The organism is Apilactobacillus waqarii (genome assembly GCF_019061205.1).
GTDB classification, from domain to species: domain Bacteria; phylum Bacillota; class Bacilli; order Lactobacillales; family Lactobacillaceae; genus Apilactobacillus; species Apilactobacillus waqarii.
In genome coordinates, this window is record NZ_JAHQYH010000005.1 from 63,184 (window position 1) to 80,113 (window position 16,930).

General features: G+C 36.9%; 14 protein-coding genes. All 14 read left to right on the forward strand.

Annotated elements, in window-relative coordinates:
* Positions 1-18: 18 nt before the first annotated feature.
* Complete coding sequence (gene recA / locus KTJ72_RS04635; protein ID WP_034532137.1) at positions 19-1,065, forward strand: recombinase RecA; 1,047 nt, start codon at positions 19-21, stop codon at positions 1,063-1,065.
* A 193-nt stretch (positions 1,066-1,258) separates the two neighbouring features.
* On the forward strand, positions 1,259-2,824 hold the full coding sequence (gene rny / locus KTJ72_RS04640) for a ribonuclease Y (RefSeq protein WP_034534319.1): 1,566 nt from the start codon (positions 1,259-1,261) through the stop codon (positions 2,822-2,824).
* A gap of 79 nt (positions 2,825-2,903) precedes the next feature.
* A complete protein-coding gene (locus tag KTJ72_RS04645) occupies positions 2,904-3,704 on the forward strand; it encodes a TIGR00282 family metallophosphoesterase (protein ID WP_041152719.1) in 801 nt (266 codons plus the stop codon).
* A 23-nt stretch (positions 3,705-3,727) separates the two neighbouring features.
* On the forward strand, positions 3,728-6,349 hold the full coding sequence (gene mutS, locus KTJ72_RS04650) for a DNA mismatch repair protein MutS (RefSeq protein ID WP_041152718.1): 2,622 nt from the start codon (positions 3,728-3,730) through the stop codon (positions 6,347-6,349).
* A gap of 15 nt (positions 6,350-6,364) precedes the next feature.
* A complete protein-coding gene (gene mutL / locus KTJ72_RS04655; protein WP_217304231.1) occupies positions 6,365-8,305 on the forward strand; it encodes a DNA mismatch repair endonuclease MutL in 1,941 nt (646 codons plus the stop codon).
* Positions 8,306-8,318: 13 nt separating this feature from the next.
* Positions 8,319-8,936 (forward strand): Holliday junction branch migration protein RuvA, encoded by a 618-nt coding sequence (gene ruvA, locus KTJ72_RS04660; protein ID WP_034534315.1) that lies wholly within the window; start codon positions 8,319-8,321, stop codon positions 8,934-8,936.
* 13 nt (positions 8,937-8,949) lie between these two features.
* On the forward strand, positions 8,950-9,960 hold the full coding sequence (gene ruvB / locus KTJ72_RS04665; RefSeq protein WP_094750513.1) for a Holliday junction branch migration DNA helicase RuvB: 1,011 nt from the start codon (positions 8,950-8,952) through the stop codon (positions 9,958-9,960).
* Between the two features lie 67 nt (positions 9,961-10,027).
* Positions 10,028-10,342 carry a preprotein translocase subunit YajC gene (gene yajC, locus KTJ72_RS04670; protein WP_217304232.1) on the forward strand — a complete coding sequence of 105 codons (315 nt, stop codon included), beginning with the start codon at positions 10,028-10,030 and terminating at the stop codon, positions 10,340-10,342.
* A gap of 127 nt (positions 10,343-10,469) precedes the next feature.
* Complete coding sequence (locus tag KTJ72_RS04675) at positions 10,470-11,447, forward strand: DHH family phosphoesterase (RefSeq protein ID WP_371416540.1); 978 nt, start codon at positions 10,470-10,472, stop codon at positions 11,445-11,447.
* A gap of 3 nt (positions 11,448-11,450) precedes the next feature.
* Positions 11,451-12,812 (forward strand): DEAD/DEAH box helicase, encoded by a 1,362-nt coding sequence (locus tag KTJ72_RS04680; protein WP_041152715.1) that lies wholly within the window; start codon positions 11,451-11,453, stop codon positions 12,810-12,812.
* Positions 12,813-13,078: 266 nt separating this feature from the next.
* Complete coding sequence (gene alaS, locus KTJ72_RS04685) at positions 13,079-15,721, forward strand: alanine--tRNA ligase (protein ID WP_217304233.1); 2,643 nt, start codon at positions 13,079-13,081, stop codon at positions 15,719-15,721.
* Positions 15,722-15,800: 79 nt separating this feature from the next.
* Positions 15,801-16,073: an IreB family regulatory phosphoprotein gene (locus KTJ72_RS04690; protein WP_034532160.1), complete on the forward strand. Its 273-nt coding sequence runs from the start codon at positions 15,801-15,803 to the stop codon at positions 16,071-16,073.
* A 3-nt stretch (positions 16,074-16,076) separates the two neighbouring features.
* Positions 16,077-16,508 (forward strand): Holliday junction resolvase RuvX, encoded by a 432-nt coding sequence (gene ruvX, locus KTJ72_RS04695; protein WP_034532162.1) that lies wholly within the window; start codon positions 16,077-16,079, stop codon positions 16,506-16,508.
* An 18-nt stretch (positions 16,509-16,526) separates the two neighbouring features.
* Entirely contained in the window at positions 16,527-16,841 is a 315-nt protein-coding gene (locus KTJ72_RS04700; protein WP_034532164.1) for a DUF1292 domain-containing protein, read from the forward strand.
* Positions 16,842-16,930: the final 89 nt, after the last annotated feature.

Genomic DNA, 16,930 nt, shown 5'->3' on the forward strand with positions numbered 1-16,930 from the left:
CAAAGGGAGGTCAAATTAATGGCTGATGAACGAAAAGCGGCTCTAGATGGTGCCTTAAAACGAATTGAAAAAGAATTCGGTAAAGGTTCAATCATGAGAATGGGAGACCGTGGAGATACTAGAATTTCCACTGTACCAACAGGTTCCTTAGCACTTGATAATGCATTAGGTGTTGGAGGATTCCCACGAGGAAGAATTGTTGAAATTTATGGACCTGAAAGTTCAGGTAAGACTACCATTGCGCTACAAGCTGTTGCGGAAGTACAAAAACAAGGTGGAACAGCAGCATACATTGATGCTGAAAATGCTTTGGATCCAGTATATGCTACCAACCTAGGGGTAAACATTGATGATTTACTTCTATCACAACCTGATACTGGTGAACAAGGTCTACAAATTTGTGACGCCCTTGTATCTAGTGGTGCCATTGATATCGTAGTTGTCGATTCAGTTGCAGCTTTAGTACCTAGAGCTGAAATTGAAGGTGAAATGGGTGATGCTCACGTTGGTTTGCAAGCTCGTTTAATGTCACAAGCACTACGTAAGTTATCTGGATCAATTAACAAGACTAAGACTATTGCTCTATTTATTAACCAAATTAGAGAAAAAGTTGGTGTTATGTTTGGTAACCCAGAAACTACACCTGGTGGACGTGCTCTTAAGTTCTACTCAACTATCAGACTAGAAATCAGAAGAGCTGAACAAATTAAAGATGGTACTGACATTATTGGTAACAGAACTAAGATTAAAGTTGCCAAGAATAAGGTAGCTCCTCCATTCAAGCGTGCCGAAGTTGATATCATGTACGGTCAAGGTATTTCACAAACTGGTGAATTAGTTGATATGGCCGTTGAACAAGACATCATTGGTAAGTCTGGTTCATGGTATTCATACGGTGAAGAAAGAATTGGTCAAGGTCGTGAAAACGCAAAACAATTCTTACAAGATAATCCGGACAAAATGGAAGAAATTAACAAAAAAGTTCGTGCTGCATACGGCATGGGCGAAGACGATTCTGAATCGGGTGAAGCTGAACAAACAAGTTTGGACACTGGTGAAGAATAATGATAAAGAAGCCGAAAGGCTTTTTTATTTTGCAAAAGAAAATAACATGTGTTGACACTTACACAACTAAAATTTAAAATATAGTAATGTACATTGAACTATTTATTTAGTTCGCAAAATGACTAATAAATCATTCAATGCGCAATTATCAAAAACTTAATTAAATAAGATGATGTGGAGGTGCAATAAGCCTATGACTTATTTTTTACCTATGATCCTCGCAATCATCGCTGCTTTTGTAGTTGGTATCTCTGTGGGAATGTTTTCTAACAAGAAAATTGTTGATAAGAAATTAACAAAGGCCCACATGAGTGCACAAGATATTTTGGAAGATGCTAAACGACAAGCTCAAACCTCAGCTAAGGAAGCAATTCTTGAGGCAAGAGAAAAGAGTAACCATTATCGTTCAAACATCGAAAAAGAAATTAAGCAAAGACGAATTGAAGTTCAACGACAAGAAAATCGTCTAATTCAACGTGAAGATTCTCTAGATCGTAAAGATGACGCTTTTGATAAGCGTGAAGATTCATTGAATAAGCGTGAAGAAAAGCTTAATTCAAACCAAAAGAAACTTGAACAAAAGCAACAGCATGCTGATATGCTAGTTAAACAACGTCAAGATGAGTTAGAACGTATCTCTTCACTTTCTCAAGAAGAAGCACAAGAGCTAATTATTAATGAAACAAAGAAAGAATTAGCTGACGAACGCGCTAAGATGGTTAAAGATAGTTATAACCTAGCTCGTAAGGAATCTTCTGAGAATGCCAAGAATCTAGTTATTGAAGCGATTCAACAAAGTGCTGCTGATATCGTATCTGAAACCACAGTTTCAGTTGTTAACCTACCTAACGATGATATGAAAGGTCGTATCATCGGACGAGAAGGTAGAAACATTAGAACCTTTGAAACCTTAACGGGAATTGATTTGGTTATTGATGATACTCCAGAAGCAGTTGTGCTAAGTGGATTTGATCCAATTAGAAGAGAAGTTGCCAAGATGGCACTTGAAAGTCTAATTAAGGATGGTCGTATCCACCCAGCTCGAATCGAAGAAATGGTAGATAAGAGTCGTCGAGAACTTGATGAAAAGATTCAAGAAATTGGTGAAGAAACAGTATTTGATTTAGGAATTCATTCATTGAGTCCTGAAATGATTATGATGATTGGTAAATTGAAGTTCAAGATTTACCATGGTCGTAATGTTTTAAGCCATTCTATTGAAGTTGCGAAGTTGTCAGGTGTCTTAGCCGCAGAATTGGGCGAAGACGTCGTATTAGCAAAACGCGCAGGATTGTTGCACGAAATTGGTCGCTCTGCAGATAATGAAACAGAAGGTTCTCACATTGACCTTGGTGTTGACTTAGCCAAGAAGTTCAAAGAAAGTCCAGTTGTTATTGACTCAATTGCAGCCGATAATGAAGACAGTGAACCTAAGTACATCATTTCTGAATTAGTTAACATCGCAAACAAGATTGCGATTGCTAGACCAGGTGCAAAGAGTAAATCTCTTGAAAGCTTTGTTCATCGTCTAGAAAGTTTGGAAACAATTAGTGATAGCTTCGAAGAAGTAAACAAGAGCTATGCAATTCAAGCCGGACGTGAAATTAGAGTGATTGTAAAACCAGAAAAAGTTTCTGATACTCAAGCAGTTGTTTTAGCTAGAGATATTAAAAATAAGATTGAAGAGGATATGGAATATCCTGGTCATATCAAGGTTACAATTATTAGGGAAGTAAGATCAATCGAATATGCAAAATAAAAAAAGGGCTTTTGCCCTTTTTTATTTTATGTAAAACGATGTAAAATAGTATATATATAATAATGAATTGAGGACGAAAATGAGAATACTATTTTTAGGTGACGTAGTAGGTAACTTGGGAGTAGAGATGGTAAGTAAGTATCTACCAATTCTAAAAAGAGACTACAAGCCACAGGTAACGATTGTAAATGGTGAAAACTCAACATCATTTGGTCGTGGAATTAATAAAAAAGTATATAAACAAATTATGAGTGCAGGGACTGACGTAATTACATTAGGAAACCATGCATGGAATAACGAGGAAATCTTCGATTTTATCGATGATACCAAAAAATTAGTACGTCCTCTTAATTATCCTGGTAAGGATGTACCGGGTAGTGGATATACAATTATTAACGTTAATAATAAGAAGTTAGCGGTAGTTAACTTACAAGGAAGAATATTTATTGATCCAATCGATGATCCTTTCCAAAAGATTGACGAACTTATCAGTGAAATTAAAAAAGAAGCAGATGCAATTTTTGTTGATTTTCACGCTGAAACAACCAGTGAAAAGAAAGCGATGGGGATGTATCTAGATGGTCAAATTTCTGCGATTGTGGGTACTCATACCCATGTACAGACTAATGATGACCAAATATTAAAAAACGGCACAGCGTTCATTTCTGACGTTGGAATGTGTGGACCGTTTGATAGTGTCTTAGGAATGAAGTATGAAAACATCATCCATCGTTTCATTACCCAACGTCCAACTAGATTTGAAGTTGAAGAGAAGGGACGTGGAATCGTCTCCGGATGTGTTATCGATTTAAGAGACGATGGCACTGCCAGATCTATTGAAAAAATATTAATTGATCCAAATCACCCATATAAGGGTTAGTAGCAAAGGAGGATATTGTTTTAATGGCTAGTAAAACTAAACAAACACCAATGATGGAACAATATCAGAAAGTAAAAGATCAATACCCAGATGCTTTTGTTTTTTATCGTCTTGGTGACTTTTATGAAATGTTCAATGAAGACGCGGTAAAAGGGGCCCAAATTCTGGAGCTAACATTAACTTCTAGAAGTAAGAATGCCGACAATCCAATCCCAATGTGTGGAGTGCCACACAAGGCGGTTGAATCATACATCGACACATTAATCGATAAGGGTTATAAAGTCGCAATTGTAGAACAAATGGAAGACCCTAAGTTGGCAAAAGGAATGGTCAAAAGAGCCGTTACCCAATTAGTTACTCCTGGTACCAGAACTACAATGGGTGCCGAAAACGCTAAGGATAACAACTACTTAACCGCAATCGAATATTCAGATGCTGGTTATGGTTTTGCGTACGCTGAACTATCTACCGGTGAATTAAAGACCACTGTTTTAAGTAATATGAACAGTGTTTTAAACGAATTGATGACATTACAAACGAAAGAAGTAATCGTTAATCGTGAAATTCCTGAAAAAGATGTTGCACTAATCAATAAGGTTGGCATCTTGGTTTCATATCAAGACGACATTAAAGAATTAGATGATATGCAATATCTTTCAGAAGGGCTAAGACAGGACCTAGAAAAGAAGGTCGTAAATCGACTAACTACTTACATTGTGGATACTCAAAAACGTAGTCTTTCTCACATGAAGGCAGCCATTGCATACAAGCCGGCTGAATTCTTGAAGATGGATCACAATTCACAATACAACCTTGAATTAACCAAGAACTTAAGAACTAACAAAAAGTCCGGTAGTTTACTATGGCTATTGGATGAAACCAAAACAGCAATGGGTGGTAGAAAATTACGCGAATGGATTGACCATCCACTAATTGATAAGTCTTCTATTGAAAACCGTCAAAACCAAGTTGATGATTTATTGAATCATTACTATGAACGTAGTGAAATCACTGACATGTTGGTAAAAGTTTACGATTTAGAAAGACTTGCTGGAAAGGTATCTTTTGGTTCAGTTAACGGTCGTGACTTAGTTCAATTAAAGACATCATTGCAACAAATTCCAAAGATTAAATACATCTTAGATGAAATGGATACCAAATCATTTGATGAAATTAATAATGATTTAGATCCAGTCGATGAAGTTTCAGAACTAATTGAAAAGGCGATTATTGAAGAACCACCAATTTCAGTCACTGATGGTGGGGTTATTAAAGATGGCTACAACCAAATGTTGGATCAATACAGGGATGCAATGAACAATGGAAAACAATGGATTGCTGAACTAGAAAGTAAGGAACGTGAACTTACTGGTATCAATAACCTAAAGATTGGTTATAACCATGTTTTCGGTTACTACATCGAAGTATCGAAGGCCAACCTAAGCAAGTTGCCAGAAGATAGATATGAAAGAAAGCAAACTCTTACCAATGCTGAAAGATTCTCTACTCCTGAACTAAAGGAAAAAGAAAAGTTAATCATTGAGGCACAAGAAAAATCAAAGACCCTAGAATACGAATTATTCAGTGAAGTTCGCGATGTTGTTAAGAGTGCCATTCAAAGACTACAAAAACTAGCTAATGCGGTATCTAGTCTGGATGTAATGCAAAGTTTTGCATCTATTTCAGATGAATACAGATTGGTTCGTCCAACCTTAAATGAAGAACACAAGCTAGAAATCATCGACGGTAGACATCCGGTGGTTGAAAAGGTTATGGGACATCAATCATACGTACCAAACGATGTGATTATGGATCCAGGCACTAACGTATTGTTAATCACTGGTCCTAATATGTCTGGTAAGAGTACTTACATGCGTCAATTGGCATTAACAGTCATCATGGCTCAAATTGGTTGCTTCGTTCCTGCTAAGTCAGCCAAAATGCCAATTTTTGACCAAATCTTTACCAGAATTGGTGCTGCCGATGATTTGATTTCTGGTCAAAGTACTTTCATGGTTGAAATGAAGGAATCAAACGAAGCAATTCAAAATGCTACCGATAACAGTTTGATTTTATTCGATGAAATTGGTAGAGGGACAGCCACATACGATGGAATGGCGTTAGCTCAATCAATCATTGAATATGTTCACAATCATATCCATGCAAAGACACTATTTTCTACACACTACCATGAATTGACTGAATTAGCTGATTCATTGGATGAACTACAAAACGTTCATGTTGGTGCAGTTGAAAAAAACGGTGAGCTAGTCTTTCTACACAAGGTGAAGAAAGGTGCTGCCGATAAGTCATATGGTATTCACGTTGCTAAATTAGCCGGTTTACCAAATGAATTATTATCCAGAGCAGACGTCATCTTAAGTGACTTGGAAAATAACAATCAAAAGACCAATACTGACAATGTTGTCATGGCAGAAAAATCAAATCCAGTCGTTGAACACGAAATTGATGAGCCAGAACAACAACTTTCATTGTTTGGGGATGTTAAAGAACCCCAAAAGAAAAAAAGCAAGAGCGGCGAAGATAAGATTCTAAAAGCTCTTAAGGACTTAGACTTGATGTCTAAGACACCAATGGATATTATGAATGAAGTATATAAATGGAAACGCGAAATTGATAAATAAATGAGGTGATTAATCTTGCATAAAATACATGAGTTATCAACAATTCTTGCTGATCAAATTGCAGCCGGTGAAGTTGTTGAACGACCTGCTTCGGTTGTAAAAGAATTAGTTGAAAATTCAATTGATGCGCAAAGTACGCAAATTGATATCAATATTGAAGATGCAGGATTAAAGAAAATCGAAATTATCGATGATGGAATTGGGATTAATCACGATGATGTCGAAATCGCCTTTAAACGTCATGCAACAAGTAAGATTAATAACCAAAGAGATCTCTTCAAGGTTCAATCCTTAGGATTCCGGGGTGAAGCTTTGCCTTCAATTGCTTCGGTGTCAGATGTTCATTTGAAAACATCGACTGGGGATGAAGGAACCCAGATTCATATCAAGGGTGGCGAAATAAAAAAAATCAAGCCAGCAGAAGCTAGAAGAGGAACAAGTATCTGTGTTGAGGACTTATTCTTTAATACACCAGCTAGATTGAAATACATGAAGACCATTAAGACTGAACTAGCCAAGATTTCTGATATTGTTGATCGTTTAGCAATTGGTCATCCTGATGTTGCATTTTCGTTGGTTCATAACCAAAGAGAAATCTTAAGAACATCAGGTAGAGGTCAATTACAACAAGTAATTGGTGATATTTATGGTGCCAAGAACTTAAAGCGCATTATTAAGATTGAAAATTCTGATAATGATTTTAAGATTAGTGGTTTTGTAAGTTTACCTGAATTAACAAGGGCTTCTAGAAACTATGTCACCATTACTTTGAATGGTAGATACGTTAAAAACTATGCGTTATTCAAAGCAATCACTGATGGCTATGGTTCTAAGCTAATGGTTGGTCGTTATCCAATTGCTGTGTTAAACATCGAATTGGATCCGGTTTTAACTGATGTTAATGTTCACCCAACTAAGCAGACCGTTAGAATTAGTAAGGAAGACCAATTGTGCAATTTGGTTGCCAAAACAATCTATGATACGATTTATCAAGAAAACCTAATTCCAGAAGTAATGACTAGAGACCGTGCTGTTCAACCGAGATACACTACCGAACAATTACAAATGCAAATCAACCAATATTCAAATACTAGGGAAGAACCAAAGAGTGAACCATTGGTTAACGATTATGTAGAGCCTGTTTTACAATCTCAAGCAGAAGAGGAAGAACAGACACCTAAGGAAGACATCAAGACTTCGGATATTGATGCTATTTTCATCAGCAATAAGGCACAATTAAATGATGAAGACGTACAAAGTTTTGCTCATCGCTACGAGCATCCCGTAACTCCGTTTGGAGAAACTGAAGTGACGGATGATGAAGTATCAAATAACGATGATCAAACACGTTTTCCTAAGCTATTGTATATCGGTCAACTTCATGGAACTTATTTAATCGCTGAATCAGATGATGGCATGTACATTGTCGACCAACATGCTGCTCAAGAAAGAATTAACTATGAACGTTTGAGAACCGAGATTGGAGAGGTATCTAACGACCAACAGAGTTTGTTAGTGCCACTAGTTTTGGATTATCCTAATCGTGATGCGTTAATCATTCAGGAAAAGTTGGGGATGCTACAAGAAGTTGGCCTAAACGTTGAACCGTTTGGTAAGAACAGCTTTGTAGTAAAGCAACATCCAACATGGATTGAAGAAGGTAACGAGGAAGAAACAATTCGAGAAATGATTGATTGGGTCATTAATCATAAGAACATCTCAGTAGCTTCATTTAGAGCACAAACAGCGATTATGATGAGCTGTAAGCAAGCAATCAAGGCTAACCACCATTTGGATAGAAAACAGGCGGTTCATTTACTTGATGAATTATCGACTGTTAACAATCCGTTTAATTGCCCACACGGCAGACCAGTTTTGGTATCTTTTTCTAACACAGATATGGAAAAGATGTTCAAACGAATTCAAGACCCACATACTAACGACAATTTTATGTAATCGAGGATAGACTATGTTTGAATATTTAAAAGGAACCATCGAAGATGTCCAACCAGGCTATATCGTAGTTGATGTCAACGGGGTTGGATACTTGGTATACACATCTAATCCATATGTATACCAAGTAGATAGTAATGAAGAAGTGAAGGTATTCATTCACCAAGCTGTGACTGATTCATCACAATTACTTTACGGATTCTCAAGTCGAGAATTAAAATCGATTTTTGAAAAGCTATTAAACGTTTCAGGAATCGGTCCTAAGAGTGCGCTAGCAATTATTGCTGGAAACGATCCACAATCATTACTAAACGCCATCAACACAGAAAATGTTACTTACTTAACTAAATTCCCAGGTGTCGGGCAAAAGACTGCTAAGCAAATCATTCTTGATTTGAAGGGCAAACTAGACGACATTGCACCATCATTATTTGATGACTTTACTGCTGAAAATCAACCTGTATCTGATGATAAGTCAGATAACCAAGCACTTGAAGATGCATTAGAAGCACTAAGTGAATTGGGATATTCAGCACGTGACATTAAGAAGGCTAGAAAGGCCTTAGAAGATATTGAAGTTACAACAACTGAAGATTATTTAAGACAAGGTTTAAGTGCTGTAACTAAATTTTAAGGAGGAGTATTAAATGGATGACAACCGCATTATCTCAGGCGATAGTGAAGGTAGAATTGAAGAAACATTTGAAAAATCACTCCGTCCACAATACTTATCAGAGTACATTGGTCAAGACGACTTAAAGAAAGAGTTGTCGGTGTACATTAAAGCTGCTAAACAACGTGAAGAAACTTTAGACCACGTTCTGTTGTATGGTCCTCCTGGATTAGGTAAGACTACTTTAGCAATGGTGATTGCAAATGAAATGGAAGCAAATATCAAAACAACTAGTGGTCCAGCTATTGAAAAGACTGGTGATTTAGCAGCACTGCTAAATGAATTACAACCTGGTGATATTTTATTTATTGATGAAATTCATCGTCTCCCTAAGACAGTTGAAGAAATGCTTTATTCAGCAATGGAAGACTTCAGTGTGGATATCGTGGTGGGTCAGGGACCAACAGCGCATCCTGTTCATTTACCATTGCCACCATTTACTTTGATTGGTGCAACTACTAGAGCTGGTTTGCTATCAGCACCGTTTAGAGATCGTTTCGGAATCGTTGAACACATGAAGTACTACAATACTGAAGATTTACAAGATATTGTTTTACGTTCAGCTGACATTTTCCATACTAAGATTTATGATCAAGGTGCACACGAAATTGCTAGACGTTCAAGAGGAACACCTAGAATTGCAAACCGTTTATTAAAACGAGTTCGTGATTTTGCTCAAGTATCAAATGATGGAAACGTAGACGTCAATATCGTTGATACTTCACTTAAAATGTTGGGTGTTGATAATGAAGGATTGGATGCAACTGATATTAAGCTTCTAAAGACCATGATTGAGTTTTACAATGGTGGTCCGGTCGGTGTATCAACACTTGCTGCTAATATTGGAGAAGAAGTGAATACAATTGAAGAAATGTATGAACCATATCTTCTTCAAATTGGTTACATTAAAAGAACTGCTAGGGGTAGAGTGGTAACCGATAATGGTTATCATCACCTTAATTATCCAATCAATCGTGATAATTAGGGACTGGACTATTAATGATAATTTTGATAAGATATATATTAAATTATGAGAGGCACGGTGAACTATAATGGGTAACTACAGTGGATTTATTATTTTAATCGTATTATTTGCGATTATGTATTTCTTGGTTATTAGACCACAAAAGAAACAACAACAAAAACACGCAGAAACATTAAAACAACTTCAAAAGGGTGACCACGTAACAACTATCGGTCGTCTACACGGTATCGTTGACGATATCAACGAAGAAGAAAAGACTGTTACTTTAGATTGTGACGGCATTTACTTAGTATTTGACCTAAACGCAATCGCAAAGGTAACTGATCGTGTTGCTGACGCTAAGTCAGACGACTCAGCCAAAGAAGATAAAGAAGAAAAATAATAAGTTGAAAGAGACAGTTTTCAGCAGTGCTGAAGGTTGTCTCTTTTGTCTGTTAAGGCCTAAACAACATAAATGACCATATGATATAATTATGTTATGAATTTATAGAAGGATATTAGGAGCGATTATGAGTAAAATGTTTAATTTTTTCAAATTATCAACGCAAAGTAAGATTATCAAAGCCATTTGCGATTTTGATACAATTATTATCCATAGACACCAACGACCAGATCCAGATGCATATGGTTCTCAAATGGGATTAGCTAACATCATCAAGGAATCTTTTCCAAATAAGAAGGTTTACTGTGTTGGAAAGCAATATCAAAGTTTTGATTGGTTAGGAACAACCGACGAAATTGATGACGATGTATACAAGAATGCATTGGTTATTGTTGTTGATACCGCTAACCAACCTCGAGTTGATGATGATAGATATACTCAAGGAAAGATGATGATTAAGATTGATCACCATCCAAATGATGATCAATTTGGTGACATTATGTGGGTAGAACCAGAAGCATCAAGTACATCTGAATTAATCTATGATTTGTTTGAATCATCAAAGAAGTTAAAGATTAACGCAAATGCTGGTCGCTTATTATACGCTGGTATTATTGGTGACACTGGTCGTTTCAAATATCCATCTACTTCTTCAAACACATTTAGGGTAGCATCTGAATTGGCTAAGTTAGACTTCTCAACTAGTGAAGTTAACACAATTGAATCATCAATTGACTTACCAATGGCTAGACTATCCGCATACGTATATGAAAATCTAAGTATTACCGATAATGGAGCCGCTTATATCGTATTAAGCGATGAGGTTTTGGAACCATTCAATTTGGGCAATGAAAGAACTTCAGCCGTTGTGCCACTTCCTGGCAATATCAATCAAGTAACCGCTTGGGCTATCTTTATTCAAAAAGAAGATGGCACATACAAGATTAGCTTGAGATCAAAAGGACCAGCTATTAATGAATTAGCCAAGGAATTTGGCGGTGGCGGTCATGATTTGGCAAGTGGTGCCGCTGCTAAAGACGAAGATGAAATCAAGTCGGTAATTAGTAAATTAGACGAATTAGTCGCTAGTTACAAAGGAGAATAATAAATGCCAAGTACATTTAAGCAATACAATTTAAAGCCATTCATCATGGATGCTTTAGATGAATTAAACTTTAGAGAACCAACAGCTATTCAGGAAAAGATTATTCCTGAAATCCGTAAGGGTAGAAGTGTTGTTGGTCAATCAGCCACTGGTAGTGGTAAGACTCATGCGTTCTTGTTACCAATTTTTGATAATCTAGACGTTGATACCTTGGAAGTCCAAGCTGTTATCACTACACCAAGTCGTGAATTAGCTTACCAAATTTACAACAATGCTAAGCAACTAGCTAAGCATTCAGAAAAGACCATTCATATTGCTAACTATGTTGGTGGTACTGATAAGGTTAGACAAATTGAAAAGCTAAAGAATGAACAACCACAAATCGTTATTGGAACTCCAGGTCGTATTTCTGACTTGATCAAGGGTCAACATCTACAAGTTCACACAGCTACTCAACTAGTAATTGATGAAGCCGATATGACATTAGACCTTGGTTTCTTAAACGATATCGACAACATCGCTGCCAGCTTTGGTAAGGATGTTCAAATGATGGTGTTCTCAGCAACCATTCCACAAAAATTGAAACCATTCTTGAAGAAGTATCTGGAAAACCCGTACGTTGAAAATATTCCAAACAGAACTGTTATCAGCCCAACAATTGATAACTGGTTAATTTCAACTAAGGGTCAAAATAAGAACGATTTAATCTACAAGTTAATCACCATGGGTGAACCTTACCTTGTATTAATCTTTGCTAACACTAGAAAACGTGTTGAAGAAATTTACGAATTCTTACGTAACCAAGGATTAAAGGTGGGAATCGTTTCTGGTGATTTAACACCACGTGAACGTAAGAGAACCATGAAACAAATTCAAAATCTTGAATTCCAATACGTTGTAGCGACTGATTTAGCTGCTCGTGGAATTGATATCGAAGGGGTTTCTGACGTTATCAATGATGATATTCCAGAAGACTTAGAATACTTCATTCACCGTGTTGGTAGAACAGGTAGAAATAATATGCCTGGAACTGCGGTAACTCTTTACTCTCCTGATGAAGAAGATGAAATTGACGCATTAGAAAAGATGGGCATTTCATTTAAGCCAAAGGTTATCCGCAGTGGCCGTGTTGAAGACACTTACGATCGTAACCGTAGAAAGTCGCACCGTCGTGGTCATGACAAGCTAGAACCAACCATGATTGGTATGATTAAGAAGAAGAAGAGAAACGTTAAGCCTGGTTACAAGAACAAGATTAAACAAGAACTTAAGCGAAACGATGAAATGAATCGTCGTATCCAGCAAAGAGAAGAAGGACGTCGTAAGAGAAAGTCCAAGAAGAACAGTTCACAACGTTATAGATAACGTTTGACACCGGTTTTAATAAACCATATAATTTAGATATAAATTAGAGAACATGCTTGTATAATTTCATTTTAAGAGACATCTTGGTTGGTGAAAAAGATGATTGGGTTTATCAAGTGCTATCTCGAGTAATAATTAAATCGCTTTCTCAGCGTTATTGAGACTTAAAGAGGTATACGAAAAAACATCGTTGCAAGTAAAGTGGTACCGCGCATATAGCGTCTTTACTAGCAACGGTGTTTTTGTGCTTATTGGAGGGAATTTCTATGAAAAAATTAGATAGTAGTCAAATTCGTGCTATGTATTTGGAATTTTTCAAACAACATGGTCACACAATTGAACCAAGTGCTTCATTAGTACCTAAGGATGATCCATCACTTCTATGGATTAACTCTGGTGTTGCCACAATGAAGAAATACTTTGACGGTAGTGTTGTTCCAAAGAACCACCGTTTAACTAGTTCACAAAAGAGTATTAGAACTAACGATATCGAAAATGTTGGTAAGACAGCTCGTCACCATACATTATTCGAAATGTTAGGTAACTTCTCAGTTGGTGATTACTTCAAGAAAGAAGCAATTACATGGGCTTTTGAATTACTAACTTCACCAGAATGGTTTGGTTGGGACAAAGAAAAGCTATACATGACTGTATATCCTGAAGATACTGATGCTAAGAAATTCTGGCAAGAAGCAGGGGTTGCACCTGACCACTTAATCGACATGGATGACAACTTCTGGGATATTGGGCAAGGTCCTTCAGGTCCAGATACTGAAATCTTCTACGACCGTGGAGAAAAATACGATAATTTAGCTCCAGATGATCCAGAAAACTACCCTGGTGGGGAAAACGAAAGATATCTTGAAGTTTGGAACATTGTGTTCTCACAATTTAATCACAAACCAGATGATACTTACGAACCACTTCCAAGAAAGAACATTGATACGGGGATGGGATTAGAACGTGTTGTTTCAATTTTTGAAGACGCACCAACTAACTTTGAAACCGACTTGTTCATGCCAATCATTGAAAAGACTCAATCACTAAGTGATGGTAAGAAGTATGGTGAAAATGCTCAAGACGATATCGACTTTAAGATTATCGCTGACCACGCTCGTGCAATTACTTTTGCCATCGGTGACGGTGCTCTTCCATCAAACGTTGGTAGAGGATACGTTATCAGACGTTTAATCAGACGTGCCATTGTTTCTGGTCACCGTTTAGGAATCAAGGATGACTTCTTATACCAATTAGTTCCAGTTGTTGGTGAAATCATGAAGTCATACTACCCAGAAGTATTGGAACAAAAGGATTACCTAGAAAAGGTTATTCATTCTGAAGAAAAACGTTTCAACGAAACACTATCTGATGGTTTACAACTTCTTGGTGAATTAATGGACAATTTGAAGAAGACTAACCAAAAGACTGTTGAAGGAAAAGATGCATTTAAGCTATACGATACTTATGGTTTCCCATTAGAAATGACTAAGGAATATCTAGAAGATGCTGGATTCTCAGTTGATGAAACTGGTTTTAAGGCTGAAATGCAAAAGCAAAAGGAACGTGCTAGAAATGCTCGTGGAAACGACAAGTCAATGGGTGTTCAACGTGACCTATTAATCGACATTAAGACGCCAAGTGAATACGTTGGTTACTCACAACTAGAGGTTGATGATGCCAAACTACTTGATATTATTGTTGATGAAAAACTAGTTGACCAAGCAGGCGCTGGAGAAGCTGAAGTTATCTTTGATAAGACTCCTTTCTACGCTGAAATGGGTGGTCAAGTTGCTGACCAAGGGACCATTGTTGATGAAGACGGTAACCTATGCGCAAAGGTTACTGATGTTCAACACGCACCAAATGGTCAAAACTTACACACTGTTGAAATAATTACTAGTCTTTCAAAAGACCACCAATACAAACTAAGTGTTGATCGTAAGTTCCACGCATTGGTTGAACACAACCATACTGCAACTCACTTATTGGACCAATCATTGAGAAATGTTTTGGGTGACCATACTCAACAAGCTGGTTCATTAGTTGAACCAAACTACCTAAGATTTGACTTTACTCATTTCGGTTCAGTTACTAAGGAAGACCTACAAAAGGTTGAAGACTTAGTTAACGAAGAAATCTTCAAGGCAGAACCTGTTACAACTGTTGAAACAGATCAAGAAACTGGTAAGAAGATGGGTGCCATCGCCTTATTCGACAGCAAGTACGGTGATAAGGTTAGAGTTGTTAGCGCCGGTGATTACTCAGTTGAATTCTGTGGTGGTAACCACGTAAGCAACACTAGTCAAATTGGACTATTCAAGATTGTTTCAGAATCAGGTGTTGGTGCCGGTGTTAGAAGAATTGAAGCCGTAACTTCAAAGGCTGCTTTTGATTACCTAAACAACGAAGAAGCACTTCTAAAACAAGTTGCTGATCAAGTTAAGACTATCCAAGTTAAGGAAGTTCCTAACAAGGTTGCTCAATTACAAGAACAAATCAAGGACTTACAACAAAAACAAGATAAATTAGAATCAAAGATTGCTAGCCAACAAGCTAACTCGGTTTTCGATGACGTTAAAGAGATTAACGGAAACAAGATTATTACAGGTGTCTTAAATGTTTCTGGAATGGATCAACTAAGACAATTAGCTGATACTTGGAGAAGCAAGAACCTATCAGACGTATTAGTACTTGGAACTCAAAGTGGTGAAAAGGCTAACCTAATTGTTGCTGTTAGCGATGAAAAAGTTAAGGATGGCATGAAGGCCGGTGACATCATTAAGTCAATTTCTAAGGAAATTAATGGTGGCGGTGGTGGCCGTCCAAACATGGCTCAAGCCGGTGGTTCAAAGCCTGAAGGATTACCTAAGGCAATGGAAGCAGCAGTGTCTTGGTTAGAAAACTTTTAAAAATAATTAATATTTAAGTTTTATTTTGTTCCAAGTAGAATTATAATAAACCTACATCATAGACTTAGAGGTGTTATAAATGAGTGCTTCAGATAAGACAATGTATTTTGATTTAAGCAACAATACTCCAAAGAATGTTCACGATACGCTTTTAATCGTATTTAAGGCATTGGAGGAAAAGGGTTACGATCCATACAATCAAATTGTCGGATATTTAATTTCAGGAGATCCTGCATATATTCCTCGATTTAATGATGCTCGTAATTTAATTCGTCGATACGAAAGAGACGAAATTATTGAAGAGTTGGTTCGTTTTTACTTGGACAAGAATAATGATCGTGAGGAAAACTAATATATGAGATTAATGGGGATGGATGTCGGATCTAAGACAGTTGGGATTTCTGTTAGTGATTTATTGGGATGGACAGCACAAGGTGTTGAAATCATTCCAATTAACGAAGACGAAGAACAATTTGGATTAGATCGGGTAGCCGAGTTAGTCGAAAAATATGAAATTACGGGGTTTGTTCTAGGATTACCAAAGAACATGAATAATACCTCAGGACCTAGGGTTGAAGCTTCAAAACGATATGGTGAAATGTTAAAGGAAAAGTTTAACTTGCCAGTCGACTTTGTTGATGAACGATTAACAACTGTTGAAGCCGAAAGAATGCTTATTGAAAAAGCGGACACTTCTAGAGAAAAACGTAAAAAAGTTATCGATAAAATTGCCTCCGAATTGATTTTACAAACCTATTTGGATGGTAAAGGTAAACTAACAAGATAAAGAAAAGAGGGGTTAGCAATGGACAACAACAACGAAGAAGAACAACAACAAATCTCATTAGTTGACGAAAAGGGAAACGAAGAATTATACGACGTTTTATTCACTTTCGAATCTGATGATTTTGGTAAATCATATATCTTACTTTACCCAGCCGGTAAAGCTGATGATGAAGAAGTTAACATTGAAGCATATGCCTTACCAGAAGGCGATGATCCAATGGACCCACAAGGTGGAGATTTACAATTAATCGAAACTGATGAAGAATGGGAAATGGTTGAATCTGTGCTAAACACTTTATTAGATACCGATGACGGTGACGATGAAGAAGAATAAACAATAACTAAAAAGATGCCGCAACGGCGTCTTTTTTTGTGTTCTTTACTGGTTATAGTCTGCCCTTTCATGCTAAAATAGTGATGAAG

Excerpts from the sequence above, each read along its gene's own strand:
- KTJ72_RS04700 (WP_034532164.1), top strand. The coding sequence starts at position 16,527 with ATGGACAACAACAACGAAGAAGAACAACAACAAATCTCATTAGTTGAC.
- KTJ72_RS04680 (WP_041152715.1), top strand. The coding sequence starts at position 11,451 with ATGCCAAGTACATTTAAGCAATACAATTTAAAGCCATTCATCATGGAT.
- ruvX (WP_034532162.1), top strand. The coding sequence starts at position 16,077 with ATGAGATTAATGGGGATGGATGTCGGATCTAAGACAGTTGGGATTTCT.
- KTJ72_RS04675 (WP_371416540.1), top strand. The coding sequence starts at position 10,470 with ATGAGTAAAATGTTTAATTTTTTCAAATTATCAACGCAAAGTAAGATT.
- recA (WP_034532137.1), top strand. The coding sequence starts at position 19 with ATGGCTGATGAACGAAAAGCGGCTCTAGATGGTGCCTTAAAACGAATT.
- rny (WP_034534319.1), top strand. The coding sequence starts at position 1,259 with ATGACTTATTTTTTACCTATGATCCTCGCAATCATCGCTGCTTTTGTA.
- mutS (WP_041152718.1), top strand. The coding sequence starts at position 3,728 with ATGGCTAGTAAAACTAAACAAACACCAATGATGGAACAATATCAGAAA.
- yajC (WP_217304232.1), top strand. The coding sequence starts at position 10,028 with ATGGGTAACTACAGTGGATTTATTATTTTAATCGTATTATTTGCGATT.
- ruvB (WP_094750513.1), top strand. The coding sequence starts at position 8,950 with ATGGATGACAACCGCATTATCTCAGGCGATAGTGAAGGTAGAATTGAA.
- KTJ72_RS04690 (WP_034532160.1), top strand. The coding sequence starts at position 15,801 with ATGAGTGCTTCAGATAAGACAATGTATTTTGATTTAAGCAACAATACT.
- KTJ72_RS04645 (WP_041152719.1), top strand. The coding sequence starts at position 2,904 with ATGAGAATACTATTTTTAGGTGACGTAGTAGGTAACTTGGGAGTAGAG.
- alaS (WP_217304233.1), top strand. The coding sequence starts at position 13,079 with ATGAAAAAATTAGATAGTAGTCAAATTCGTGCTATGTATTTGGAATTT.
- ruvA (WP_034534315.1), top strand. The coding sequence starts at position 8,319 with ATGTTTGAATATTTAAAAGGAACCATCGAAGATGTCCAACCAGGCTAT.